The 24,010-nt window shown below is 72.4% G+C and carries 22 protein-coding genes; 6 read left to right on the top strand and 16 right to left on the bottom strand.

From position 1 onward, the window contains the following. Window positions 1-90: 90 nt before the first annotated feature. The 10 genes from IEJ02_RS06020 to IEJ02_RS05975 form a co-directional block, all read right to left on the bottom strand. Entirely contained in the window at window positions 91-897 is an 807-nt protein-coding gene (locus IEJ02_RS06020; RefSeq protein WP_191063734.1) for an IclR family transcriptional regulator, read from the bottom strand. A gap of 150 nt (window positions 898-1,047) precedes the next feature. After that, a complete protein-coding gene (locus tag IEJ02_RS06015) occupies window positions 1,048-1,368 on the bottom strand; it encodes a ferredoxin family protein (protein ID WP_191063733.1) in 321 nt (106 codons plus the stop codon). A gap of 1 nt (window position 1,369) precedes the next feature. After that, the gene (locus IEJ02_RS06010; protein WP_191063732.1) at window positions 1,370-2,392 is read right to left on the bottom strand and encodes an NAD(P)/FAD-dependent oxidoreductase; all 1,023 of its coding nucleotides are present in this window, start codon (window positions 2,390-2,392) and stop codon (window positions 1,370-1,372) included. A gap of 251 nt (window positions 2,393-2,643) precedes the next feature. After that, window positions 2,644-3,039: a hotdog family protein gene (locus IEJ02_RS06005; RefSeq protein WP_137981649.1), complete on the bottom strand. Its 396-nt coding sequence runs from the start codon at window positions 3,037-3,039 to the stop codon at window positions 2,644-2,646. After that, a complete protein-coding gene (locus tag IEJ02_RS06000) occupies window positions 3,036-3,572 on the bottom strand; it encodes a MaoC family dehydratase N-terminal domain-containing protein (RefSeq protein WP_191063731.1) in 537 nt (178 codons plus the stop codon). Before IEJ02_RS06000 ends, IEJ02_RS06005 begins: the two co-directional genes overlap by 4 nt. Continuing rightward, on the bottom strand, window positions 3,569-4,351 hold the full coding sequence (locus IEJ02_RS05995; RefSeq protein ID WP_191063730.1) for an IclR family transcriptional regulator: 783 nt from the start codon (window positions 4,349-4,351) through the stop codon (window positions 3,569-3,571). The genes IEJ02_RS06000 and IEJ02_RS05995 overlap by 4 nt, the downstream gene beginning before the upstream one ends. A gap of 16 nt (window positions 4,352-4,367) precedes the next feature. Next, a complete protein-coding gene (locus IEJ02_RS05990) occupies window positions 4,368-5,231 on the bottom strand; it encodes an alpha/beta fold hydrolase (protein ID WP_137981651.1) in 864 nt (287 codons plus the stop codon). Next, window positions 5,228-6,190 (bottom strand): DODA-type extradiol aromatic ring-opening family dioxygenase, encoded by a 963-nt coding sequence (locus IEJ02_RS05985; RefSeq protein ID WP_191063729.1) that lies wholly within the window; start codon window positions 6,188-6,190, stop codon window positions 5,228-5,230. Before IEJ02_RS05985 ends, IEJ02_RS05990 begins: the two co-directional genes overlap by 4 nt. Next, on the bottom strand, window positions 6,187-7,566 hold the full coding sequence (locus tag IEJ02_RS05980) for a M20 family metallopeptidase (protein WP_317985730.1): 1,380 nt from the start codon (window positions 7,564-7,566) through the stop codon (window positions 6,187-6,189). Before IEJ02_RS05980 ends, IEJ02_RS05985 begins: the two co-directional genes overlap by 4 nt. 253 nt (window positions 7,567-7,819) lie before the next feature. After that, a complete protein-coding gene (locus IEJ02_RS05975; RefSeq protein ID WP_191063728.1) occupies window positions 7,820-9,037 on the bottom strand; it encodes a Rieske 2Fe-2S domain-containing protein in 1,218 nt (405 codons plus the stop codon). A 307-nt stretch (window positions 9,038-9,344) separates the two neighbouring features. On the opposite strand from IEJ02_RS05975, the gene IEJ02_RS05970 reads away from it, so the two are divergent. Continuing rightward, window positions 9,345-10,298 carry a quinone oxidoreductase family protein gene (locus IEJ02_RS05970; RefSeq protein WP_191063727.1) on the top strand — a complete coding sequence of 318 codons (954 nt, stop codon included), beginning with the start codon at window positions 9,345-9,347 and terminating at the stop codon, window positions 10,296-10,298. 212 nt (window positions 10,299-10,510) lie between these two features. Here IEJ02_RS05970 and IEJ02_RS05965 read toward each other — a convergent pair whose 3' ends face one another. Together IEJ02_RS05965 and IEJ02_RS05960 are read right to left on the bottom strand one after the other, a co-directional pair. Beyond that, entirely contained in the window at window positions 10,511-10,909 is a 399-nt protein-coding gene (locus IEJ02_RS05965; protein ID WP_191063726.1) for a hotdog family protein, read from the bottom strand. Continuing rightward, window positions 10,906-11,382, bottom strand: coding sequence for an FAS1-like dehydratase domain-containing protein (locus IEJ02_RS05960; protein WP_191063725.1), 477 nt, complete (start codon window positions 11,380-11,382; stop codon window positions 10,906-10,908). Before IEJ02_RS05960 ends, IEJ02_RS05965 begins: the two co-directional genes overlap by 4 nt. Before the next feature lie 176 nt (window positions 11,383-11,558). On the opposite strand from IEJ02_RS05960, the gene IEJ02_RS05955 reads away from it, so the two are divergent. The 3 genes from IEJ02_RS05955 to IEJ02_RS05945 are packed head-to-tail and all read left to right on the top strand — an operon-like array spanning window position 11,559 to window position 16,261. Beyond that, window positions 11,559-12,428 carry an alpha/beta fold hydrolase gene (locus IEJ02_RS05955; protein WP_137981656.1) on the top strand — a complete coding sequence of 290 codons (870 nt, stop codon included), beginning with the start codon at window positions 11,559-11,561 and terminating at the stop codon, window positions 12,426-12,428. Between the two features lie 18 nt (window positions 12,429-12,446). Then, a complete protein-coding gene (locus tag IEJ02_RS50295; RefSeq protein ID WP_191063724.1) occupies window positions 12,447-14,747 on the top strand; it encodes a CaiB/BaiF CoA-transferase family protein in 2,301 nt (766 codons plus the stop codon). Next, window positions 14,744-16,261, top strand: coding sequence for an AMP-binding protein (locus tag IEJ02_RS05945; protein WP_191063723.1), 1,518 nt, complete (start codon window positions 14,744-14,746; stop codon window positions 16,259-16,261). Before IEJ02_RS50295 ends, IEJ02_RS05945 begins: the two co-directional genes overlap by 4 nt. On the opposite strand, the gene IEJ02_RS05940 is transcribed toward IEJ02_RS05945, so the two are convergent. The 3 genes from IEJ02_RS05940 to IEJ02_RS05930 form a co-directional block, all read right to left on the bottom strand. Then, a complete protein-coding gene (locus IEJ02_RS05940; RefSeq protein WP_191063722.1) occupies window positions 16,206-17,030 on the bottom strand; it encodes an alpha/beta fold hydrolase in 825 nt (274 codons plus the stop codon). The two genes, IEJ02_RS05945 and IEJ02_RS05940, sit on opposite strands and share 56 nt — an antisense overlap. Window positions 17,031-17,383: 353 nt before the next feature. Continuing rightward, window positions 17,384-18,658 (bottom strand): O-antigen ligase family protein, encoded by a 1,275-nt coding sequence (locus tag IEJ02_RS05935; protein ID WP_191063721.1) that lies wholly within the window; start codon window positions 18,656-18,658, stop codon window positions 17,384-17,386. 140 nt (window positions 18,659-18,798) lie between these two features. Continuing rightward, entirely contained in the window at window positions 18,799-19,860 is a 1,062-nt protein-coding gene (locus tag IEJ02_RS05930; RefSeq protein ID WP_191063720.1) for an Lrp/AsnC family transcriptional regulator, read from the bottom strand. 124 nt (window positions 19,861-19,984) lie between these two features. Here IEJ02_RS05930 and IEJ02_RS05925 point away from each other — a divergent pair, with 124 nt between their 5' ends. After that, entirely contained in the window at window positions 19,985-21,286 is a 1,302-nt protein-coding gene (locus IEJ02_RS05925) for a metal-dependent hydrolase family protein (RefSeq protein WP_191063719.1), read from the top strand. Continuing rightward, complete coding sequence (locus IEJ02_RS05920; protein WP_191063718.1) at window positions 21,286-22,860, top strand: AbgT family transporter; 1,575 nt, start codon at window positions 21,286-21,288, stop codon at window positions 22,858-22,860. The genes IEJ02_RS05925 and IEJ02_RS05920 overlap by 1 nt, the downstream gene beginning before the upstream one ends. A gap of 68 nt (window positions 22,861-22,928) precedes the next feature. Here IEJ02_RS05920 and IEJ02_RS05915 read toward each other — a convergent pair whose 3' ends face one another. After that, window positions 22,929-23,900: an arabinan endo-1,5-alpha-L-arabinosidase gene (locus IEJ02_RS05915; protein WP_191063717.1), complete on the bottom strand. Its 972-nt coding sequence runs from the start codon at window positions 23,898-23,900 to the stop codon at window positions 22,929-22,931. Window positions 23,901-24,010: the final 110 nt, after the last annotated feature.

Raw genomic sequence — 24,010 nt, 5'->3', positions numbered from 1 at the left:
GCCCGAAGACGTCCTGGGTGGCGAGGGCGATCCCAGAGGGCGTGCCGGGCGTCGCGACGCCGCGGAGATCCGCCAGAGGAACCCTGAGGGCTACGGTTCGGTGCGGTAGGCCTCGATCACCGCGAGACGGGTGGTGACGGCCTCCGAAGCGTTCCGCAGCGCCGCCAGCGTACGGGGGACGTTGTGGCGCGCCGTGGCGGCGACGACCGACAGCGCGCCCAGGTAGGCGCCGTCCCGCGGTCCGCGGATGGGCACGGCCACGGCGGAGTAGCCGAGCCGGTGTTCCTCGGAGTCGGTGGCGTAGCCCTGCTCCTGGATGCGGGCGAGTTCGCCCGGGAGCCGGTCGGCGGTGAGGGTACGGGCGGTCATCCGGCGCATACGGGGGGCCAGCCGCGCCAGCGGGTACTGGTCGGGCAGCAGGGCCAGGGTGAGCTTCCCCGGGGCCGTGCTGTGCAGTTGGAGCAGCCGTCCGCCGAACGAGGCACCGGCCCGGTTGCGGTGGCGGCCGGCGTTGTCGATGCACAGCAGGTCGGTGCCGTTCGGCACGGACAGGCTCACGGGGCTGTCGAGGGACTGCGCGAGGTTCTCCATCACCGGCCGCGCGGCGTGGCGCAGGGTGCGCTGCCGGGGCGCGCGCAGGCCGATCGCGTACAGCAGCAGGCCGAGCCGGTAGTGGGAGCCGTCCCGCTCCAGCAGCTCGCAGGCGACGAGGTCCTGGCACAGCCGGTGCACCGTGGCCTTGGCCACCCCGGTGCGCGTCGTCAGCTCCGTGAGACTGAGGGAGAGGTCCCCGTCGCCGAAGGCCGACAGGATCAGCCCGACCTTGCCGAGGACGGACTTGGGGGCGTCCGCCCCCGCTTCCTCACCGTTGCCACGAGGCACCGCAGCAGTCGTCACGAGATGCCCTCCTCGCCTGCGGGTGTGCCTCGACCGAGGCTGCCATGAGTGCTGAGGATGGCCAATATAGAGAGCTTTTTGCCTGGTAGGAATGGTGTGAGGGGTCGGAATTCGGCGAAGGCCGGCCCGACCCCGCGGCCGGCGATCCGCTCACCGGCCCGCCACCAGGGCCGTGTCCACCCCCAGCGGGCCGACCGCCCCGGCGCCACCGGGGGTGCCCAGCGGGGCGTCCCGGCCGGGCAGGACCTCCTCGAAGAACCGCCGGTTGTCCGCGCGGTGCTCGGGGTCCGCCTTCCGGTCCACGGTGATCGCCTGCTCCGGGCAGGCGATCTCGCAGGCGCCGCAGTCGATGCACTCCACCGGGTTGATGTACAGCTTGCGCTCGCCCTCGTAGATACAGTCGACCGGGCACTCCTCCATGCAGGACCGGTCCATGATGTCCACGCAGGACGCGCCGATGACGTAAGACATGTCAGTTCTCCTTCTCGGTGGAATGCCCGGGGAACAGCGCCGCCTCCGGGTCGATGACCGTGGCGGCGTTGTTGACGGCCGTGGCGGCCTCGCCGAAGCCGACGGAGATCAGGCGCACCTTGCCCGGGTAGTCGGTGATGTCGCCGGCGGCGAAGACACGGGGGAGGTTGGTGGCCATCCGGGTGTCCACGGCGATCCGGCGCGCCTGAAGGGTCAGGCCCCACTCCCGCAGCGGGCCGAGGTCCGCGATGAAGCCGAGGGCCGCCACCACGGTCTGTGCCGGGAGGCGCGTGGTGTCCTTGGTGGTCCGGTGGCGGATCTCGACCTCCTCCAGGTGTGCGGCGCCGTACAGGCCGCTGACCTCGGAGTCGGTGAGCATGTCGATGCCGAGCGCCTGGACCTTCTCCACCGACGCGCGGTGGGCGCGGAACCGGGCGGTGCGGTGCACCAGGCGGACCGAGCGCGCCACGGGGGCCAGCAGGGCCGCCCAGTCGAAGGCGCTGTCGCCACCGCCGACGACCACCACGTCATGGCCGGCGTGGACGGCGGGATCGGGGACGAAGTACACCTGACCGCGGCCGAGGAAGTCCTCCCCGGCGGGGAGCGGGCGGGGGGTGAAGGTCCCCACGCCTCCGGTGATCACGACGGCCCCGGCCCGTACCGCCGTCCCCCGGTCGCTGCGGACCACGGGCAGGCCGTCCCCGTCGTAGTCCAGCGCCACCGCGCGGTGGCCGAGGAGGTAGCGGGCGCCGTGTGCCTCGGCCTGCGCCACCAGGTTGTCCACCAGGTCGCGGCCGCGCACCGAGGCGAATCCGGCGATGTCGAAGATGGGCTTCTCCGGATACATCGCGCTGATCTGGCCGCCCCGCTGGGGCAGCACATCCATCACGGCCACGCGCAGGCCCCGGAAGCCCGCGCAGTAGGCGCCGTACAGGCCCGACGGACCGGCGCCGATGATCAGGATGTCCGTCTCGACCACCGCCGCGTCCTCCGCGGCGACCGGCTCATCGTTGAGAACGCTCATGGCCCAGGAGCGTAGGCAGGCCGCGATCACGGCCCAATGGAATCGGTCCGCCTGCCGGGACAGCGCCGCGGAACCGTTCGGGCGCCGCACGCCGGACACACGGAAGCGGCCCCGGACACGCCGATGCGGCCCCGGGCACCCCGATGCGGCCCCGGGCGCACGCGGAAGCGGCCCCCGGACACGCCGAAGCGGCACCCAAGGCCCCCGCGGCCCTGAGTGCCACCGCTCCCGCGCCCGGACGCGCCGGGCCGTCATCCGGCGCGCGTCACCTCCACCGTCCCCGTGACACACTCCGAGCCGTCGGCCTTGAGGATGCGCGCGTCGAGCCGGACCCGGGCACCCTCGACAGACGACACCGTCGCGGCCCAGGTCAGCCGCTCACCGGCCACCGCCGTGGCGACGTTGCGCCACGCCACCGACTCCAGCCGGGCGCCCGGCCCGGCCCACTCCAGGGCGTGCCGGCTGAGCATCTCGCCGTGCAGCGTGGACTGCACGACCGCGTCCGGAAACCCCTCCGTGGCCGCGTACGCGGCGTCGTAATGGATCCGGTGCGCGTTCCACGACACGGCGCTGAAGCGGAACAACTGCACACTGGTGTGCGCGTAATGGCGCGGTGGACACTCCGCCCCGACAGCCGGCGCCGTCATCGGTCACCTCCGGTGGCGTCGAGCACCACGATCGTCTCGTCCACGGCCGCCAGCTCGCTCCCGTCCGGGGACAGGAACCGGGTGCGGACACCCAGCAGGACGAACTCACCCGACCGCCCGCGCTTGTGCCGTGCGGAGACGACCGCGCGGGCCGCCGTGATCCGCGTCCCGGCCACCGGGGGCCGGACCAGGCGCACCGACTGGCCGCCGTGCACCTGGCGCACCGGAAGGCCCTCGGTGCACGGCGACTCCCGCCGCGCCAGGCCGTCCGGCCGCAGTTCGTCCTCCGGGGGGCCGTCCTCCCAGCTCATGGTGGCCGCGAGGAACAGGGCGGGCGCCTCGACGGGCCGGCCGTCCGCCTCCAGGGCACGGGCCCGGCGGATGTACCCGCCGTCGTTGAGGGCGGCCGCGTACCGGCAGAAGTCCTTGACCGTCGGGGTGCCGCAGTCCTCGTCCCGCCACTGGCCGATCAGCTCCCGCGCCCGTGCCAGCACCTCTTCCAGGGCGGGGGAGGACACGACGGGAGCCGTCACAGCGCCGACCTCAGCGAGCGGCTGATGCCGAGACCCGCCGTACGCAGCGCGCTGGCGTGGGCGATCGCGTCCACACGGTAGGTCGGCGCCGTGATCGACAGGGCCCCGGCGAGGGTGTTCTGCCGCCCGAAGACCGGTACCGCCATGCTCATGTAGCCGAGCCGCACCTCCTCCGCCTCCGTGGCGATGCCCTGCTCGCGCACGCGGTCCAGCTGGCCGCGCAGCCGCCCCGGCGAGGTGATGGTGTGGCGGGTGAACGGCTTGAGGCCGCTCCTGACCACCTCGCCGAACAGGGCGCCGGGGGAGTGGGCGAGGATCGCCTTGCCGGTGGCCGTGCAGTACAGCGGAAGCCGCCCCGCCACCCGCGACTCCTCGCTCAGCCCCCGGTGGGGCAGGATCTTCTCCAGGTACACCACGTCCAGCCCGTCGTGGATGGCGAAGTGGATGGTCTCCCGCGTGGCCAGCAGCAGATCCTCCATGTACGGCTGCGCCACCTCCCGCAGGATCCGCTGCCGGTGCACCCGCTGCCCGATCTCGAACAGCCGCAGCCCCAGCCGGTAGTTGCAGCCCGCCCGCTCCAGCAGCCCCCATGCGACCAGCTCCTGGGACAGCCGGTGGACGGTCGCCTTCGCCACGCCCGAACGGCGCACCACATCGGCGAGCGACAGCGAGTCGTCGTCGGCCGTGAACGCCTCGAGGATGGACCGGACCTTGCCGAGGACGGAGTTCATCGAGTCGGGACAGGCTCTGGTGGCGTGGTCGATGGGGACGACGGTCATGGCAGACACCTCACGATCAGGTGGTGGAGGACGCGGCGAGGAACTCCAGGCTGAGCGGGTTGTACAGATCCGCCTTCTCGTGCTGCGGCCAGTGGCCGCACTCGTTGAAGATCTCCAGACGGGCGCCGGGGATCGCGGTGGCGATGGCCTCGGCCTCGGGGACGTCCCCGAACGGGTTCTTGTTGCCCCAGACCACCAGCGTCGGCGCCTTGATCCGGGCCATGCGGTCGGGCCGCAGCAGATTGCGCTCGCGGGTGTCCGTCTCCTGGAGCGCCAGCAGATTGTGCAGGTTCCGCTGGAAGTCGGGGTGGTGGTAGATCTCGTAGCGGATCCGCGTCAGCTCCTCGCCCAGCTCCTCGTCCCAGTCGGCCCACAGCAGCCGCAGACGGTCCCGGGTGAAGGAGATGTCGTCCTCCAGGGAGGCGCTGCGGGTGGACTTCTTCAGCCGCTCCATCACCGCCGGATTGACCTTCGTGCCGCCCATGCACAGCAGCTGGAGGGAGGCGACCCGGTCCGGGTGCTCGCTCGCGGCCCACGACGCCACCCAGCCGCCCAGCGACTCGCCGACCAGATGGGCGCGCTCGGCGCCGACCGCGTCCAGGTAGGCCATCAGGTGCTCGACATAGGCCGGGATCTCGCCCGGGCGGTCGGGCTTGCCCGTGTAGCCGTGGCCCAGCATGTCGATGGAGTGGCAGCGGTAGCGCTCGGCGTGCGCCGGGATGTTCCGTACGAACGCCTCCAGGTGGCCGGTGGTGCCGTGCAGGAACACCACATGCTCGCCGTCCTCCGGGCCGGCTTGCAGGGCGCGGGTCGTGATGTCGCCGGTCTTCACATAGGCGTGCCGGTAGTCGATGCCCGACAGCTCGGTCCAGATGCTCATGACTGCCTTTCGCTGTTCTGTGTCTGCGTGGGGTCGAGCACGGCGACGCCCATGCCGGTGAGCCACTCGGGCATCGGCTCGTAGGCCAGACGCCGGCCCGGAGCGTGGTCGAGCAGCGCGGCCATCAGCAGCCAGGTGCGCAGCTCCTGTGCGCCGTTGCCGGCCACCTTCTCCAACTCCGCGGTGGTGTACTCGGTGAGGCGGTGGGCCTGTCCCCGTTCCAGCCAGGACAGGAACTCCTCGTCGAACTCCGGGTTGATCGCCGCCTCGGCGGCCCGGATGATCTCGCGCCGCCGCGCGTCGTAGTCCTGCCAGTTCTCCCTGCCGTCTGTCCAGGCGCCGACCATGAACTCCTCGTCCTCGCCGTGCGGGTCGCGCCAGTCCGGCCACGGCAGCTGGTGGGACAGCCCGCCCGAGCCGATGACCGCCACCCGGCGGTCGCCGGGGAACGCCAGGACCGCCTCCCGGATCGCCCGGCCCAGCCGCTCGCAGCGGTCGAGCGTGGGCAGCGGGGGCGCGAAGACGTTCACCACCAGCGGTACGAGGTCGACGTCGAGGCCGTCGAGCAGATACTGGACGGCGTGCGACTGGCCGTGGTCGATCTGCAGCCGGGCGGAGAACGCCACATCGAAACCGGACCGCTCCACCAGCGCGCCTGCCAGGTACAGGGCCAGCTCCCGGTCCACCGGCTGCGGGCCCTTCGGGGTGCCGGACTCGCCGCTGGCGAGACACGTGTCGACCCCGATGGTGAAGCTGGGAATCAGGTCGAGCCAGAACCCCCGGAAGTGGTTGGAGCCGATGAGGACCACCGTGTCGGGGCGGGCCGCGGCCAGCGCGTCGCGCGCCTCGCCGAGCGCGTCCCGGAACCGCTCGGCGCGGTCCTTGTGGTACGTCTCCTCCCAGTGGGTGTTCATCAGCGTGCTGTGCGACGCCCCGACCCCCAGCACGATCTCCGTCATGCCACAGCTCCTTCCTCCGCCTCGGCCACCTCGGCGCGGGACCGGGTGACGGTGTCCACGGCCGTGCGGATCAGATGGCGCGTAAGCCTCTCCATGGCCCGCAGCGACACCATGTTCATGCCGCGGGCGAAGTCGATCTCGAAGGGCGCCTCCGCCACCTTGGGCATGCCGATCCGCACCGTGGGGATGCCGCGGCCGCGCAGGATGTTGGCGTCGGTGGCACCGCTGTTCCCGGCGATCACCTCGTGCGCGCGCCCCTCCAGGGCCTCCCAGGCCGCCGTGGCGCTGCGGTGGATCCACGACCCGCGCGGGGTGCGGGTGCCGGGGATCGCCAGCACCATCTCCGCCCGGACGTCGAGGCCGGGCGAGGCGGCCCGCAGGGCGGCCAGCGCCTCCATGAACTCCCGCTTGGCCCGCATCGGTGTGATGTCCGGGCTGATCCGCAGGTCCACCATCAAGGTGCACACGGCGGGGGTGACCGCCGCCATCCGCGGCCAGCCGCCACGGATCGAGGAGACGATGCCCTGGGGCGCCACCGTGCCCGAGGTGTGCCGCTCGGCGTACTCCTCGAACCACTTCTCCAGATACGCGGCCACCTGCCCGGCACGGGCGATGGCGTTGTCGTACGGGAGCCGGTGGCGGGAGCCCGCGTAGGTGTGGGTGCCGCCGACCGTCACCTCGAACCAGACCAGTCCGACCTCGTCCCACGAGACGGTCCAGCCGGGCTTGGCGATGACCGCGTAGTCGGTCCACACGCCCTGCTCCAGCAGGAACGAACACCCCACGCCCTGGCCGGTGTTGTGGCGCGTCCCCACGGGCCGGGCGTTGGTGGGCATCCCACCCGCGCCGAAGGCCGCCACCAGGTCACCGGTGAGCGGAACACCGGCCCGGGAGATCGCCTCGACGGCCATCATCACGCACGCCGCGTGCCCCTTGGGGTTGGAGGCGCCGAGCCCGGTCACCAGATCGCCGTGGACGGTGGCGGCGGGCCGCATGTCCTCGCGCAGCTCCGGGCCGATCCACGGCACGTCCTCGCTCGCCTCGCCCACGGTCAGGGTGTCGATGGGGGCGTAGAGCATGAGGTCGGGGCCGGTGCCGTCGCCGGTCAGCCGTCCCCAGGCGTTGGCCTGCCGGTCGTCGAGGGGCTGGACGGCCGCGTGGCAGCCGGTGGCGCGCAGGGTGTCCGCGATATGCGTGGCGAGCGGACCCTCGTCGCCGGTCGGACTCGGTATGTCGACGAGCCCGGTGATCAGGTCGCGTAGGCGCTCCCCGCTGACGTGCCGCCAGGCATCCTCGATCCAGGTGCGCCGCCGGACGTCCAGGGACTCAAGTCCGGTCGGGTATACTGTATTTTGTGCGTCGCGAGAACCAAGCACGCACATCCTCCTTGACTTCATGTCAACCGGGCTGGTTTCAACCCGGCTGGTGTTGATCGCGGAAGACCCGTCCAGGTGCCGCCTGGGTGGGCGGCGTGAGCCAGGAATCCCCCTCCCACCAGGAGGGGGAGGATTCAATGGTTGATCCTGTGGACTTGGGTCATTGTGGTGCGTGCGTAGTGCTTCCTGGCGACAGGGAGCACTACGGCGATCGCGGCTCCAGCCAGCATGGCGAGCAGCGTACGACGCATGCTCAGACCTCCTTCTGTGCAGGTGAGTCGGCGCCCGCAGCGGCCAGCTTCTTGCCGTACTCCTCCTCGCTGAGGTTCCGCCAGGCGGTGAGCGAGACATCGGGCCGGTACAGCTTCTCCGGCGGCGCGTCGGTGACATCGACCATCCACGCGTCCTGGCCGGAGAACTGGCCGTGGAACAGCCAGCGGATCGCCCCCAGGTACTTGGCGTAGAAGCGCAGGGTGTCCCAGCCCTCGGTGAAGTTGACCATCACCCCGACATAGCGGTGGTTGCCCTCGTCCACCGGGACGTAGAACTCGTAGTGGATGAACTTGGGGTAGGCGATGCGCAGCACGCCCGGCATCGACAGGGAGGCGAAGCCGGGGAACTCCTGGGCCTCGATCGTGGGGTCGACCCGGTCGGCCTTGCCGGTGTTGCCGATGTTGAAGGTCTCCTTCGGCGGCTGCATCTTCCACCAGCGCTTGTTGGTCCAGCGGCCCACCCCGGGGAACTCGGCGTCCCAGTGGACCTCGTCCTGGACCCGGAAGATCCAGCGGCCACGCGGCACGATCCGGGTGATGTTCCAGGTCGGCATGGGCTTGAACAGCCGCCACAGGGCCGTGCGGTGCAGATACTTGGCATGGCCCTCGTCGAAGCCGTTCTCGCAGGCGAACCGCCAGTTGCCACCGCGCGGCTCGATCCGTCCGCCCATCACGAACGCGTTGCCGACCAGCTCCTCAGGAAGCTGGGAGTCGATCGGATGCGGCTCCTCGTCGGCGATCGGGATGTACACCCACACCATCCCGAGGCGCTCTTCGACCGGATAGGTGCGCACGCCCAGCTTCCCGGTCAGCCGGCACCCGGGGCCGTCGGTGATGACCGCGGACAGCCGCCCGGTGGGCAGGTCGAAGGTCCAGCCGTGGTACGGGCAGCTGACCGTGCCCGGAAACTGCTGATTGCCCTCCGACAGCGGCACACCGCGGTGCGGGCACCGGTTGTGCAGGGCGTACGCGGTGCCGTTGTCGCGGATCAGCGCGATCCGCTCGCCGCAGATGGTGAACGGCAGCGGCTTGCCGGTGATCTGGCTGGACCACGTGACCGGATACCAGTAGCCGCGGAAGCCCGCGGCCGCACCGTCGTAGTGGGGCCAGGACGACCAGTCCTGGCGGCCGGGCTCGGCCGGCTTTCTGCGGCGGCTCCGGACGGGGGTGGCCGTGTCGGGAGAGTCCTCGACCGTCATCGTGCGTGTCCTCCTGCTGCCGGTGTTCGGTGGACCCGAGCATCCGACCGGGCGCGGATCCGCCCAAGGGATCCGGTCCGCTGAGCAGACCGCGCCCTCCCCGGCGCACGACCGGACGGCGGATGACCGGACGGCGGGGCGACCGGACGACGGACGACCGCACGACGACGACCGGACGGTGGCCGCGGCGGCGCGTCCCGCTGAGCGGACCCCGCCCGGTGCGCGGACCGGGAGGCGCGGTCTAGCGTGCACCGGGTCCGCCCCCTCACCGAACAGGGCCGTGAGCCCGTGGATACGGAGCGAAAACGTGAGCCATCCGACGTCACAGTCCCTGGTGCTGGAGGAGTTCGGCACCCTGCCGCGGCTCGTCGAGCGGCCGGTGCCCGAGCCACGCCCCGGCCACACCCTGGTGCGGATGAAGGCGGCCGCCGTCAGCCACCTCGATCTGAACGTCGTCGACGGCAGGTTCGGCATCCTCCCCGACCTGCCGTCGGTGCCCGGAACCGAGGGCAGCGGCACCGTCGTCGCCTCCGGCACCCACCCCGAGGGGAGCCTCGTCCGCCTCCGTGGCAAGGCCCTCGGACTGCGCCGCGACGGCACCTGGGGCGGCCACGCGCTGGTCCCGGACGCCGCCGTGGAGGCCGTGCCCGACGGTACGGACCCCGCCCTGGCCTGCTGCTACTTCTCCCCGGCGGGGACGGCGTGGGCCTCGCTGCACACCGTGGCGGGCGTCCGGCCCGGGGAGCGGGTCCTGGTGACCGGGGCGGCCGGTGCGGTGGGGGCGCTCACCGTGCAGGTCGCGGCCCGGGCCGGGGCCGAGGTGATCGGCGTGGTGGGCCGCCCCGCCAAACTGCCGCACGTCCCGGCCCCCGCCAAGGCGGTCCTCGCCGCCGACCTGTCCGCCGACGCGGTCGGCGGCCCGGTGGACGTGGTCGTCGACACCGTGGGCGGGCCGGTCCTGCGCGACTCCCTGCCGCTGGTGCGCCCCCGCGGCCGGGTCGCCCTCGTCGGCTACACCGCGGGCCGTGAGTTCACCGTGGACCTGGCCGACTTCCTCCTCGCCGATGTGTCGCTGCTGCCCGTGAACCTGATGACCCGGGGGCAGGAGGTGGCCGCCGACACCCAGCGGCTGCTCGGCGACCTCACCTCCGGCGAGCTGACGCTGCCCGTCGAGCGCCATCGCATCGACGGCCTGGCGGAGGCCGTGGCGCGCCTGCGGTCCGGGGAGGCAGTGGGCAAGGTGGTCCTCGACCTCGGCTGAACGGCCCGGCGGCTGGACCGGGCCGTTCACCGGTGGGGCGGGGCCGTTGAGAGCCTGTGTCATATCCCCGGCCGGGCGTGCGACGCCTGGCACGCACGCTCGCGGCGTTGCCGAAACGCCCATGTGGCTCCGCCACGAGGGCGCTCCGGCGCCTTGCGATCGCACGCACCAGACGCCGCACGCTGATCCGGCCGGGGATATGACACAGGCTCTCACCCCATCAGGACCACGGCCCGGCCCCGGCAGCACACCACATCGCCCCGCCCACCGTGCTCGACCAGATCCAGGGTGACCCGTCCCGTCGCCGGATCGACGGCGCCGACCGTGCCGCTCACCACGAGCCGCTCCCCGGCCAGGGCCGGTGCCCGGTTCTGCCATGCGACCTCCAGGACCCGTCCGCCCGGCCCCGCGAACGTCATGGCGGCGCGGTGCATCAGACAGCCGTGCAACTGCGCCATGACGACCGGGCCGTCCAGCCCCTCGGACCGCGCGAACCCGGTGTCGTAGTGAATGCGGTGGGCGTTGCGGGTGACCGCCCCGAACCGCAGCAGCGTGACGGCGTCCGGGGTGAACTCCACCGGCGGTACGGGCTGTCCCGTGTGCGCACTCATCGGACGATGAACCTCTCCCGCACCCGGGCGAGCGTGGACCGCTCCGCCGTGTACGTCTTCTCGACGGTCAGCAGCAGGAACGGGGCACCGCTCCCCTTGCGCGCGACGTCCGTGAGGACACGGCGGACCGCGATCCGGTCGCCCGCCCGCACCTCGCCGGTGAAACTGACCTCCTGGCCACCCGCCATGAGCCGTACGTCCAGGCCGTCGGTGCCCGGGACCTCGTCGCGGTACATCCCGTCCGGCCGGAACTCACTCTGGTCGGCGCCGCCCGCCCCCCGCAGCAGACTCACCACGTACAGGGGATGGACGGTGAATCCGGGGTCGCCGGGGTCGATCAGTCGCGGGCTGGTCTCCCCGGCCGCGCGCGCGAACTCCGCCGCGTCCTGGGCCCGTACGACCCCCAGGTCCCGGTGTTCCGGCCGGCCGAGCACGGCCCTGGCCCGTTCCTCGGCCACTTCCCACGCGGACATGTGCTGCCTTTCTGCGGACACGAATCATCGGGGACGCGCGCCATTGGGGACACGCGTCGTCGGGGACACGATGAGCCGGGAGGCTAGCCACCGCCCGGAGGACCTCACCACGGGACCGGCCCGCTCAGCGGACCGGTCCGCTTGGGCGGAGATCACCGGCCGCACACCATCGGGACATGGACCTCATGACCATCCAGAAGCCGCCGGAGGGCGCCCACGCGGAAGCGGACGGCGTCACGTACCACTACATCGAACTGGGCACGACGGGCAGGCCGACGGTCTTCCTGCACGGCGGCGGCCCCGGGTGCACGGGCTGGTCCGACTTCGGGCAGGTGGCACCGCTGTTCGCCGAGGACCGCCACTGCTACCTCGTGGACATCCTGCAGTACGGCAAGTCCGCCAAGCCCGTCATCGAAGGCCCGATGTGGGACTACCACGCCGCCAAGACGGTCGCGCTGCTCGACACCCTGGGCATCGAGCGCGCCGACTTCGTGTGCAACTCATGGGGCGGAACGATCGCGCTGAACCTGGCCGCGAAGTACCCCGAGCGGGTCCGGTCGCTGACCATCACCGGCAGCATGCCCGTCTTCCACGGCCCGCTGGCCCCGCTGCCGGAGGGCGGCAGGCGCGGCCGCAACGCCCGCGACGTGTACTACGGCGGCACCGGCCCGTCCTGGGAGAAGATGCGGCAGCTGATCGCCCGCCTGGAGTGGTACGACCCGGACGCCATTCCCGACGCCACCGTCACCCTGCGCCACGAGCAGAGCCTGGACCCGGAGGAGACCGCCCTCGCCGGAGCCTCCGACAACCCGCGCGGCGACTGGCAGGACCTCACCGCGGAGCTCGGTGCCATCCAGGCACCCACCCTCTTCCTCTGGGGCATGTACGACGCGTTCCTCACCCCGGACTATCCGCTGATGCTCGCCCGCATGGTCCCCAAGGGCAATCTGCACATCATGCACCACGCCTCCCACCACCCCCAGGAGGAGCGGCCGCACGCCTACTACACCGCGGTCACCGGCTTCCTGAACCAGCAGCACGACTGAGCATCCCGCGGAGGAGATGTGAGCAACCCGGCCGTTCGCGTCGTCGAACTGTCCAGCCCCTTCACCCGGTTCGCGGGCCGGCTCCTGGTCGGCCTCGGACACGAGGTCGTCCTGGTCGAGCCCGAGGAGGGCGATCCGACACGGCGCGAACGAGACGGCGACGCCTTCGTCCACTGGCACGCCGGCAAGCGATCCGTCACCCCCGCGTCGCCGCAGGAGCTGCGGCGCCTGGTGGCGGGAGCCGACGTCCTCCTCGACGGGACGCCGGACGGCGCGCCGGAGACCGTCGCGGGACTCGGCCACCTCGTCCACGTCCGCGTCACCCCCTTCGGGGCCGTGGGGCCCCGCTGCCACTGGCAGGGGACCGATCTGGTGGTCGCCGCGCTCGGCGGGATGCTCGCGCAGGTCGGCGACCCGGACGGGCCGCCCCTGCGCCTTCCGGAGAACCAGGCGGAGCAGCTCGCCGGGGTGCACGCCGCGATCGCCGCGCTGCTCGGGCTGCGGGCGAGGCGCACGGGGCCGGGTCAGCTCGCCGACGTGTCCGCCCAGGAGTGCGTGGCCGCCGCCCTGGAGGCGGGCGCCCTCGCCTATCTGCACGAGGACCGGGTGCCCGCGCGCCCCGGCCGGGTGCATCCGCTGGTGCCGCACGGGCTGTTCCGCGCCGCCGACGGCCACCTCGGCGGTGGCCTCGGCGGCAGCCCCCGCATGTGGGACGCGCTGCTCGCCTGGCTGCGCGAGGAGGGCGCCGAGGCCGATCTCGCCGAGCCGCGCTGGCAGGACCCGGTGGAGCGCAAGAAGCACCAGGAGCATGTCTTCGCGGTGGTGCAGGAGTTCGCGGGCCGGTGGCCGAAGGCCGAGTTCGCCGAGCTCGCCCAGTCCAGGAAGCTGCCCTGGGCGGCGGTCGACCTGCCGCACGAGCTGCCCGGCAACCCGCAGCTCGCCGCCCGTGACTTCTTCCTCCGCGCCGGGGACCGTACCGACCTGGGCTTCCCCTTCGCCTTCCCCGAAGGCCACCGGATCAAGGAGCTGGACGTCCCGGACCTGGGCGCGGACCAGCGGCTGCTGCACGAGCACCGCCCGGCCCCGAAGGTGCCCGCGGCCTCCGTGGAACCCGCGCGGCCCGCCCTGCACGGCGTCCGCGTCCTGGATCTGACCTGGGTGCTCGCCGGGCCGTACGGCACCAAGGTGCTCGCCGACCACGGCGCCGATGTCATCAAGGTGGAGTCCCTGGGCCGTCCCGACCCCACCCGGTTCGCGCCCTTCATGCATCTCTCGCGCGGCCCGCACACCGATCCGAACACCAACGGCTACTTCAACGAGGTCAACCGCAACAAGCGCAGCCTGGCCCTCGACACCCGCACCGAGGACGGCGTCGCCGTGCTGCGCGACCTCATCGCCTCCTGCGACGTCCTGGTGGAGAACTTCAGCGCCACCGTCATGACCAAACTCGGCCTGGGCTACGACACCCTCCGCGAGATCAACCCCCGCCTGGTGTACATCAGCATGTCCGGCATGGGGCACACCGGCCCGCGCAGCGGCTGGGTGTCGTACGCGGACACGGTGTCCGCCGGCTCGGGGCTCACCGGCCTGACCGGATGGGGCCCGGACGACGTGGTCGGGGTGATCTACGGCCACGGCGACATCGTCGCGGGGCTCCAGGCCGCGCTCGCCACCGTCGCCGCCCTGGAGCACCGGGAGGAGACCGGGCGCGGACAGCACATCGACCTGTCCCAGCTCGAGGCGATCGCCTCCCACATGGGCACCAGCCTGCTCCACCCCGTCGAGCCCGCCGGGAACACCGACCCGCGGTGGAGCCCGCAGGGCGTGTACCGCTGCCTGGGCGCCGACAACTGGCTGGCCGTCAGCGTCCGCGACGACACCGAGTGGGCCGGGCTGTGCACGGCGATCGGGCGCCCCGACCTCGCCACCGACGACCGCACCCGCACGGCGGAGAGGCGCGCACACCACACCGAGCTGGTCGACGACGCCCTCGCCACCTGGGCCAGGACCCTGCCGGCCGACGCCGCCGCCGAACTCCTCCAGGAGCGCGGCATACCCGCCGGCCCGGTTCGGGACGGCCGCGACCTCGTGGAGCACGATCCGCAGCTGCGGGCCAGGGGCTTCTACGTCCGCGCGGAACACCCGGTGGCGGGGGCCTTCCTGCACGAGGGCCCGCCCATCCGGCTCACCCGCACACCCGGTGGCATCGTCAAGGCGGCACCCGTGCTCGGCGCCGACACCGACGATGTGCTGCGCGAGGTCGCGGGCCTGTCACCGGAGCGGATCCGCGCACTGCGCGAGCGCGAGGTGCTGCGGTGACCACCCTGACGATTCCCGGGCTGCTCCAGGCCGCGGCCCGGGACCACGGGGACCGCCCCTTCCTGCGGATCGGGACCACGGTCCGCACCTACCGCGAGATGCGGGAGGCCGCCGCCACCATGGCGGGGGCCCTCGCGGTCCAGGGCTGCCGCCCGGGCGAGCGCGTCGCGGCGATGACGGGCAACCGGATCGAACTCGTGGACCTCTTCCTCGGCGCCGCCTGGCTCGGCGCCGAGCTGGTCCCCCTGAACACCGGGCTGCGCGGCGGCGGGCTGCGACACGCCCTGGACCAGGCCCGCCCCGCCCATCTGCTCGCCGAGGACGAGACGGCCGAGCGCGTGCGGGCGGCCGGATACCGGGGGACGCTGTGGCGCGCGGGTGCGGACGGCACGCCCCGGCCGGGCGGCGGCCCGGCCTTCCCGGCGGCCCCCGTCCGCCCGCGGGACACCGCGTGTGTCCTGTTCACCTCCGGGACCACCGGCACCTCTCGCGGGGTGCGCTGCCCCCACGCCCAGTTCGTCTGGTGGGGGCGCAACGTCTCCGACGCGCTGCGCCTCACCGCGGACGACGTCCTCCACACCTGCCTCCCGCTGTTCCACACCAACGCGCTGAACGCGCTGGCACAGGCGATGACCGTGGGGGCGTCGATCACCCTCGCCCCGCGCTTCTCGGCCTCCCGGTACTGGACCGAGGCGGCCGAAGCCGGGGCGACCGTGGTCTATCTGCTGGGCGCCATGGTGCCGATGCTGCTGGCCCAGCGCCCGGGCCCGCACGACCGTGCGCACCGGGCCGTGCGCGGACTCTCCCCGGCGACACCGGCCCACGCCTGGGGGCCGTTCCGCGAGCGGTTCGGCGTCACCCTGGTCGACGGATTCGGCTCCACCGAGACCAACCTCGTCATCGGCACGACCCCCGAGGAGCAGCGGCCCGGCTACATGGGCACCCTGCGCGAGGGCTTCGACGCCCGCGTGGTGGGCGAACTGCTCACGCCCGTCCCCGACGGCACCCCGGGTGAGCTGGTCGTGCGCAGCCACCGGCCGTACGCCTTCGCCACCGGCTACCTGGGCGAGCCGGCGGAGCCGGTGGACGCGTGGCGGCACACGGGGGACCGGGTGGTCCGCGAACCCGACGGCTGGTTCCGGTTCGTGGACCGCATCAAGGACGTGATCCGCCGCCGTGGCGAGAACATCTCCTCGTGCGAGGTCGAGACGGTCGTCCGCGGCCATCCCGAGGTGGCCGACGCGGCCGTCTTCCCCGTGCCGTCCGAGCTGGCCGAGGACGAGGTGATGGTCGCCGTGGTGCCCCGCGCGAGCGGCACGCTCGACCTGGCCGACGTGATCCGCCACTGCGAGCGCGAGCTGCCCCCGTTCGCCGTCCCCCGCTATGTGGACGTCCTGCGCGAACTGCCGCTCACCGAGACCGGCAAGGTGCGCAAGGCGGCGCTGCGGAGGAGGGGTGTCACCGGGACGACGTGGGACCGGGCCACCGCCGATGCCGGTCCACCCACGCGGTGACGACATCGGCGAACTCCCCGGGCAGCTGCTCGGGCGCGGGTACGTGGCCGCCGGACAGGACCGCGGTCTCGCAGCCGAGCGCCGCCGCGAACTTCTCCAGCGCGGGCAGCGAGTAGTGATCCTCCGGCGCGCACACGGCCAGCACCGGGGCGGTGATGTGCGCCAGCCGCTCGTCCATCCGGTACCGGTACACGGCCTCGTGTCCTTCCTCCACCCGCTCCAGTACGGTCAGCGCGTCGATCACATAGCGGTGCAGCGCGGCCTCCTCGCCCGCCCGGTAGAAGCCGCGGCGCCGGTTCCACACCTCCACCAGATGCGAGCCGTCCGGCTTGGGGTCGACGTGGTCGACCGGCGGGCGCGCGGGAGCCGCCGTGCGCTTGGCCTCGTCCACGAAGGCCGTGGCCGAGAGCAGCAGACTGCTGACGCGGTCGCCCAGCCGGGCGGCCACCTCCACGGCCACCACTCCGCCCGTGTGATGGCCCACCAGGTGGAACGGGGCCAGCCCGAGGGCGTCGGCCAGCGCCTCCACCCCGTCGGCGAACCGCTCGATCGAGTGCGGCCCCTCGGGTTTGGCCGAGGCGCCGAACCCCACGGTGTCCATGGCGATCGCCCGGTGCGCCCGGCCCACCAGCGGCAGCACATCGGCGTACTCGGTCCAGGAACGCGGCGTCTGGTGCAGCAGCAGCACCGGCTCGCCGGATCCGCACTCCGCATAGTGCAACTGCCCGAAGGCGCTGGGCGCGTAGCCCCGCCGCACCGTGTCCGCCATCGCTGTGCCCCGCCTTCCGGTTGACGCGAACCGCCTGCCCAACTGTCGTCGCCACCGAGCGGGCGTGGCCAGGAGGACGGTCCGCTGTCCGGACCCCGGACGGCCACAGCGTCCGTAGAGCCGCCTGCTTCGCCGTGGCGGCGAGCCGTACGGCCAGCCCGGTGCGAGCGATTTTCGGGAAGTGGGACGCCCAGGTGGCTGAGGGCTCGCGAGGCGCCCGAAGGGGCGCGGGGCTGTGCCGATATCCGGCTCCGCCACGGCTGTGTCGATATGCGGCTCCGCCGCGTGGGCCACCATCCACGACGGCGCCGCGGACGATCCACAACGCATCGTGGCAGTCCCAGCGGAGCGCTTCAATGGCGCCGCGCGCGGCGGCCCGGCCGGCCGGTGGCCTGCGCGGGCCTCCCGGACTCCCGCCACCCGCCCGGGACCTCGGCCATGACGAGGCCGAGGACCAGCCAGAAGAGCATGGCGATACGGTCCAGGTTGGCCGGGTGGTCCACCGTGGCCGCGAGGAAGAACCCCGTCAGGGCGGCCAGCCCGACGACACCGGCCACGGACTTCTCCCGGGCGGCGCTGACCGCCGAGGCGACGGCGATCACCGTCACCAGCAGGATGCCGAGCAACCCGGCCACGCCCGCTTCGGCCAGCCAGTTCAGCCACATGTTGTGCGCGTGGACGAACGTCCTGCCGCCGGGTACGGCCGCGGAGACGGCGTCGCCGGCCCGGCCGAGACCGACACCGAGCGGATGGTCCACGGCCAGGTCCACGGCCGCCTTCCACGCCTGGCCCCGGACCCCGAGCGCGTCACCGGCCCGCGACACCACCCACAGCGCCACCGTCACCGCCGCCAGCCCGGCCAGCCCCACGGTCGTCAGCGTCCGCACGCCCCACCGGCCGAGGCGCGGGGCGAGCCAGTACGCGCCACCGAGCACCAGCAGACCCGCCGCGGCCGCGACGCAGCCCGCCCGGGAGAAGGTGGTCAGCACCGCGCCGTACGCGAGGAGACCCACGGCCACGACGGCGACCCGGGCCGTGCGCTCGGCGACCGTCACCGCCGTCAGCAGGGCGATCGGGGTCAGCAGCACCAGGAACGCGGCGAGCAGGTTGGGGTTGGCGAAGGTGCCCGTGGCGCGGATCATCGCACCGGCCCCGCCACTGTCGCAGTCCACGTCGGTGAAGAGACCGGTGCGGCAGAAGCCGGTCGGCACCTCGTTGGTCACCTGCGCGAACGCCGAAGTGGCCGCGGCCGCCACGCAGACCAGCGCGAGCAGCGCCACCGCCCGCCAGGACTCGGGCTGCGACCGCCGCACCCCGACCAGTAGATAGAAGGTGGCGAGAGCGGTCATCAGGGCGCGCAGCGGCGCGTCGGGGTGCCCGCCGACATAGGTGGTGGCGATGGCGCTGAGCAGGAGCAGCGCGATGGCGAGGTCGAGCCGGGTGCGGAACGTGGCCAGTCGCGGGGCCGTCACCGCCGTCGCGACCAGCCCCGCCAGTACGGCGAGGCGCACCGGTGTGATGACGCCGATCAGCGGGGCGTCCGGGAAGAAGTCGGTGGCCGCGTCGAGCATGACGATGGCCGTAGCCACCAGCGGAACGGCTTGGACTGTCGCGCGCACAGGTGCCATGGCGCCCCAGCGTGTCCGGCGGCGGGTACCGGCAGATGGCACCCATACGAACACCGGACAGCGCCTTCACGTCCGGTGTGCCCCGCCCGCCATTTCCGACGAGATGGCCGCGACATCGACGCGTACCGTGTGCCCCCGCCTCAGGTGGCGGTGGCACTCCCGGCAGCCGGAACGGCGAAGGGGCGCAGCGGGACGATGCCCACGCTGTGGCCGTCGCGGTCCAGCAACCGGCCCATGTGCTTGACGGTGCGCAGCACCACCGAGCGGTCCTCGATGGTCAGCCGCGGCAGCCGCCTCGACAGATGCGCCTCGAAGGCGTGCACATCGCCGGACGCGCGCAGCCAGACGTCGATGACGAGGTTGTGCGGGCCCGCCGTGATCGCACACGACCTGACCTCCCGCACCCCGGCCAGCGCCCGGCTGGTCTCCTCCAGGCGCTCGGCCGGTACGGACGCGAAGTACACCGCGGACAGCGGCCACCCGGACAGCGGCCGGGCCAGGTCGCAGCGCAGACACACCCGCGCGCCGAGCAGCGACCGCAGCCTTCGACGGACCGTGGTCAGCGGCGTGTCGGCGTGCTCCGCCAGGTCGCTGACCGCCATCCGGCCGTCGACGCTCAGCAGCTCCAGGAGCCGTATGTCCAGGGGGTCCCAGCCGGTCGCCCCCGAGGGGAGCGGTTCGGTCGGCGGGAGCGCCGCCTGGAGACGGGCGCACTGGGCGGCGTCCAGGGCGCGCAGCCGCCACCGGCTGCCCTCGGAGGCCAGGGCCGTGGCCACATGCGTACGTGTCGCCCGTACCCCCGGCGCGCCGCGGAAGAGGATGGTGGTGAGCTGGGAGAGCTCACCCAGGTCGGACGCCTGCAGCGCGATCACCAGATCCCGGCTTCCGGCCGTGACCTTGACGTTCGCCACCGAGGGCTCGGCCGCCAGGGCCTCGGCCACGTCCTCGCCGACCCCGGGCTCGGCGTCGACCTCGACGATGCCGGTCACCACGATCCGGGAGTCGGACAGCTGGGGGTAGGCGGTCACCCAGGCGAGCCCCGCCTCCTGGAGCCGGTGCCAGCGCCGCGCGGCCGTCACCGGGTTCACCGCGAGAACATCACCGACGAGAGTCCATGGGGCCCTGGGGTGGATCTGCAGTGCGTGTACGAGGCCGCGATCCAGCTCGTCCAGGTCATGCGCGGCGAAATCCTGCGTGTGCATGGGCGGCGCTTTTCTGCGTATCGCATGTGAATGTCAATGGAATGCTGCATGATAACACCCGAAACATGCGATGGATCGACACTCCTCCCCACCAGTTCTCTCAACGAGGAGTGAGATCGAGCTCATGACGGAACCCACCACGTCCGAGACCACCAGGACCGCTCTGCGCGTGGAGAACGCCACGTTGGTCGACGGTACCGGGGCGGCCCCGATCGCGGACGCCGTCGTCATCGCCGACGCCGAAGGAACCCTCACCTACGCGGGCCCGGCGGCCACCGCGCCCCCGGCCCCCGGCGACGCCTTCACCGGCCGTGTCATCGACGCGGGCGGCCGCACCGTGCTGCCGGGTTTCTTCGACTGCCACACCCACCTCGCCTACGCCCACGCCTCACCGCCCGGCCGCCGCGGTGAACTCGACCCGGTCCTGGTCACCTTCGACACCGCCACCCGCATGCGGCAGACCCTCGACGCGGGCATCACCACCGCCCGGGACCTGGGCGGGCTGGCCACCGGGTACCGCACCGCCGTCGAGACCGGCCGGATCGAGGGCCCCCGGCTGCACACCGCCGTACGGATCATCAGCCACACCGGCGGTCACGCCGATGTGCGGCTGCCCGACGGCACCGACCTCAGCGGCGGGGAGATGTCCGAACTCGCCGACACCGAGGACGAGGCGCGGCTGGCCGTGCGCAAGGTGCTGCGCGCGGGCGCCGACCTGGTCAAGATCTGCGCCACCGGTGGCATGGGCAGCCCCTACGACCAGCCGGACGACGAGGGGCTCCTGGAGGAGGAGATCCGCGCCGTGGTCGACGAGTGCCGGCGCCACGGGGAGAAGCCGGTGGCCGCCCACGCCCAGGGCAACGCGGGCATCCTCAACGCCATCCGCGGCGGGGTCACCAGCATCGAGCACGGCTACGGCCTGGACGACCGGGCCCTGGAGATGGCGGGGGAGCGCGGCGTCTTCGTCGTTCCGACCCTGTCCACCGTCTACGCGGGCATCAACAAGGCCACGATGGAGCCCTATCACTACGAGAAGAAGGTGCGCTGGTCCGGCATCACCAAGGAGAACATCTCCCGCGCCATCGAGCAGGGGGCCAGGATCGCGCTCGGCACCGACGCCGCCGTCTGTCCGCACGGACAGAACCTGATGGAGCTCTCCTACCTCGTGGACCTGGGCATGTCCCCCATGGACGCCATCGTGGCGGGCACCCGGACCGCCGCCGAACTCCTCGGCGTCGCCGACCGGCTCGGCACGCTGGCCCCCGGCCGCATCGCCGATCTCGTCATCTGCGAGGGCGATCCGCTCGCGGACATCGGTGTGCTCGGCGATCCCGCCAACGTGGTGTGCGTGGTGCAGGACGGACATGTCCGCAAGGACACCAAGGGCCTCCTGCCGTCGGCCACGCCGGCCGGAGGGCGGCCCTGATGCCGGCCGTGACCGGGCTCCCGGCCCCGGGGGGCACCTCGCCGGACAAGGAGCGGCGTGGCGGGCTCGACCGTGTCCTCTCCTTCATCGAACGCGCCGGCAACGCCCTGCCCAACCCCATCGTCCTGTTCGCCGGGCTCTTCGCGCTGCTGGCCGTCGTCTCCACCGTCCTCGCCCTCGCCGGTGTCTCCGTCACCGTCCCCGGCACCGAGGACACCAAGTCCATCGGCGGGCTGCTCACCGGTGAGGGGCTGCGCTGGCTGCTGGAGAACCTGATCCCCAACTTCGCCACGTTCCCGCCGATCGGCGCCGTACTGGTGCTGATGATGGTGGTCGGGCTCGCGGAGAAGACCGGTCTGCTGGAGACCGCGATGCGGGCCACGCTGGCCCGGGTGCCGCGCGCCGCGCTGCCGTACGCGGTGGCGATCATCGCCAGCCAGGCACACATGATGAGCGACGTCGGCGCCATCGTGCTGCCACCGCTGGCGGCCCTGGTGTTCAAAAGCGCCGGGCGCCATCCCGTCGCGGGCCTCATCGGCGGCTTCGCGTGCGTCACCGCGGGCTATGCGGCGGGGTTCACCATCGGCTCGCTGGACGCCCTGTACGTGGGCATCACCCAGCAGGCGGCCTCGGTGCTCCCGGCCGCCGAGGGCCTGCACATCCATGTGCTCATCAACTACTTCTTCACCGCCGCCAGCAGCGTCGTCCTGGGGCTGCTCGGCGGATTCCTCATCAGCCGCGTCCTCGAACCGCGCCTGGGCACCTACCACGCGGCCGAGGGCGAGGAGGCCACGGGGGAGGACCTGACGCTCACCCCGGTGCAGCGCAAGGGGCTCGCGGTCACCTGCGCGGTCGTCGGTGTGTATCTGGCGGCGGTCCTCGCGCTGTGGCTGCCGCCCGGCGCCCCGCTGCGCGGGGAGGGCGGGGCCTTCGTGCCCTCGCCGGTGCTGACCGGTGTCGTCCCGGTGCTCTTCGGCGCCTTCCTGCTCGCCGGGCTCACCTACGGCTTCACGGTCAAGCAGCTCACCGGCACCGAGGACGTGGTCACCGCCATGACCGACTCGGTGAAGAACATGTCCGGCTACATCGTGATGATGTTCTTCGCCGCCCAGGTCATCGCGGTCTTCACCTGGTCCAACCTCGGGGTGCTGCTGGCGGTGAAGGCGGCCGCGCTGTTCAACTCCATCGGCGTGACCGGCTTCTGGGCGATCATCGCGTTCGTCCTGCTGGCCTCCTGCCTCAATCTGGTGATCCTCTCCGGATCCGCCCTGTGGTCCCTGGTCGGTCCCGTCTTCATCCCGGCCTTCATGCTGATGGACATGAGCCCGGCGCTCAGCCAGGCGGCCTTCCGCATCGGCGACTCCGCGACCGGCGCCATCACCCCGATGAACCCGTATCTCCTCCTGGTCCTGGCGATGGTCCGCGAATACGAACCGGAGGCCCGCCTCGGGACCCTCATCTCCCGGCTCGCCATCTTCGTGGTGCCGTTCCTGGTGGTGTGGCTGGCGATCCTCGGCATCTTCTACGGCCTGGACCTGCCGCTCGGCCCCGGAGCACACATCGGCGTCAAATGACGCTTGGCGATCACATGGTGGCTGCCGTCCCCACGGCCCCGTGGGGACGGCAGCCACCATGTGGGGTGTCAGTACGCGGTCGGCCAGCCGCCGGACCAGCTCAGCAGGTTGACGCCCAGCTTCGGGGTGCCGTTGTCCTGGCCGTCGTAGTAGTGGTAGACGAGCAGATCGCCGTCGACGTCGCTCATCACCGACTGCCCGCCGGGGCCGATGTAGCGGCCGTGGGACTCGAGGACCGGGGTACCGCCGTTGTTCATCATGTTCACCCCGTTCTTGTCGTAGTACGGACCGGTGGGGCTGGTGGCGCGGCCGACCTTGATCTTGTACGTGGAGCTGGTGCCCGCGCAGCAGGTGTCGTACGACGCGAACAGGTAGTAGTAGCCGTTGCGCTTGACGACCGACGGGCCCTCGATCGCCTTGGTGCCGGTGGGCCGGGAGGCGATGGCGTAGACGGTCCGGTCGCCCGCGTACTGCTTGCCGGTGGCGGGGTCCAGGCGGATCATCTTCAGCCCCGACCACCACGAGCCGAACGACAGCCACCACTTTCCGTCGCTGTCGACGAGGAGGTTGGGGTCGATGGCGTTGTAGTCGCTGGAGCCGGTGGTGGCGTGCACGATGCCGCGGTCGGTCCAGGTCCCGGCCCTGCCGCTGGGGGAGGTGGCGAGGCCGATGGCGGAGTTGCTGGAGCCGAAGGACGAGACGGCGTAGTACATCAGATAGCCGCCGCCCTGGTACGAGATGTCCGGCGCCCAGGGGTCGTTGCCGGCGGAGTACGTCCGCCACCAGGAGGGCGGTGTGGTGAAGGCGCTGCCCGAGCGGCTGAAGGCGATCCGGTCGGTGGAGGTGCGGGCCTCCAGACCGCCGTGGGTGGAGTAGAGCAGATAGGTGCCGTCGGCGGCGCGGACCATCGACGGGTCGTGGACGACGGTGTCGCCCGTCACCCGGCCGGGGTTGGGGTACGCGGAGGCGCTGGTGGGGAGCAGGGCGAGCAGGAGTGCGGTGGGCAGCGGGAGCCATCTGGTGCCGCGGTGCGCTTTCATGGCGGTTCTCCTCTCGTGGGCCTGGGGTGTGCGCGTTCCGTGAGCGAAACTGACGGAGCGTCAAGTCTAGCGGGGGAATACGCGCGTAGGCCCTGGGCGGAAGCCCAGGG

The sequence above is a fragment of the Streptomyces sp. 5-10 genome, assembly GCF_014712245.1.
GTDB lineage: Bacteria > Actinomycetota > Actinomycetes > Streptomycetales > Streptomycetaceae > Streptomyces > Streptomyces violaceusniger.
Note: the sequence above shows the minus strand (reverse complement) of the source record. Positions and strands in the feature narration are given on the sequence as shown.

Bases quoted from the DNA above. Each gene is read 5' to 3' on its own strand.
- IEJ02_RS05995 (WP_191063730.1), bottom strand. From the start codon at position 4,351: ATGACCGTCGTCCCCATCGACCACGCCACCAGAGCCTGTCCCGACTCG.
- IEJ02_RS05990 (WP_137981651.1), bottom strand. From the start codon at position 5,231: ATGAGCATCTGGACCGAGCTGTCGGGCATCGACTACCGGCACGCCTAT.
- IEJ02_RS05975 (WP_191063728.1), bottom strand. From the start codon at position 9,037: ATGACGGTCGAGGACTCTCCCGACACGGCCACCCCCGTCCGGAGCCGC.
- IEJ02_RS06015 (WP_191063733.1), bottom strand. From the start codon at position 1,368: ATGTCTTACGTCATCGGCGCGTCCTGCGTGGACATCATGGACCGGTCC.
- IEJ02_RS06010 (WP_191063732.1), bottom strand. From the start codon at position 2,392: ATGAGCGTTCTCAACGATGAGCCGGTCGCCGCGGAGGACGCGGCGGTG.
- IEJ02_RS05955 (WP_137981656.1), top strand. From the start codon at position 11,559: ATGGACCTCATGACCATCCAGAAGCCGCCGGAGGGCGCCCACGCGGAA.
- IEJ02_RS05935 (WP_191063721.1), bottom strand. From the start codon at position 18,658: ATGGCACCTGTGCGCGCGACAGTCCAAGCCGTTCCGCTGGTGGCTACG.
- IEJ02_RS05985 (WP_191063729.1), bottom strand. From the start codon at position 6,190: ATGACGGAGATCGTGCTGGGGGTCGGGGCGTCGCACAGCACGCTGATG.
- IEJ02_RS05965 (WP_191063726.1), bottom strand. From the start codon at position 10,909: ATGAGTGCGCACACGGGACAGCCCGTACCGCCGGTGGAGTTCACCCCG.
- IEJ02_RS05960 (WP_191063725.1), bottom strand. From the start codon at position 11,382: ATGTCCGCGTGGGAAGTGGCCGAGGAACGGGCCAGGGCCGTGCTCGGC.
- IEJ02_RS05940 (WP_191063722.1), bottom strand. From the start codon at position 17,030: ATGGCGGACACGGTGCGGCGGGGCTACGCGCCCAGCGCCTTCGGGCAG.
- IEJ02_RS06005 (WP_137981649.1), bottom strand. From the start codon at position 3,039: ATGACGGCGCCGGCTGTCGGGGCGGAGTGTCCACCGCGCCATTACGCG.
- IEJ02_RS05915 (WP_191063717.1), bottom strand. From the start codon at position 23,900: ATGAAAGCGCACCGCGGCACCAGATGGCTCCCGCTGCCCACCGCACTC.
- IEJ02_RS05930 (WP_191063720.1), bottom strand. From the start codon at position 19,860: ATGCACACGCAGGATTTCGCCGCGCATGACCTGGACGAGCTGGATCGC.
- IEJ02_RS05920 (WP_191063718.1), top strand. From the start codon at position 21,286: ATGCCGGCCGTGACCGGGCTCCCGGCCCCGGGGGGCACCTCGCCGGAC.
- IEJ02_RS05925 (WP_191063719.1), top strand. From the start codon at position 19,985: ATGACGGAACCCACCACGTCCGAGACCACCAGGACCGCTCTGCGCGTG.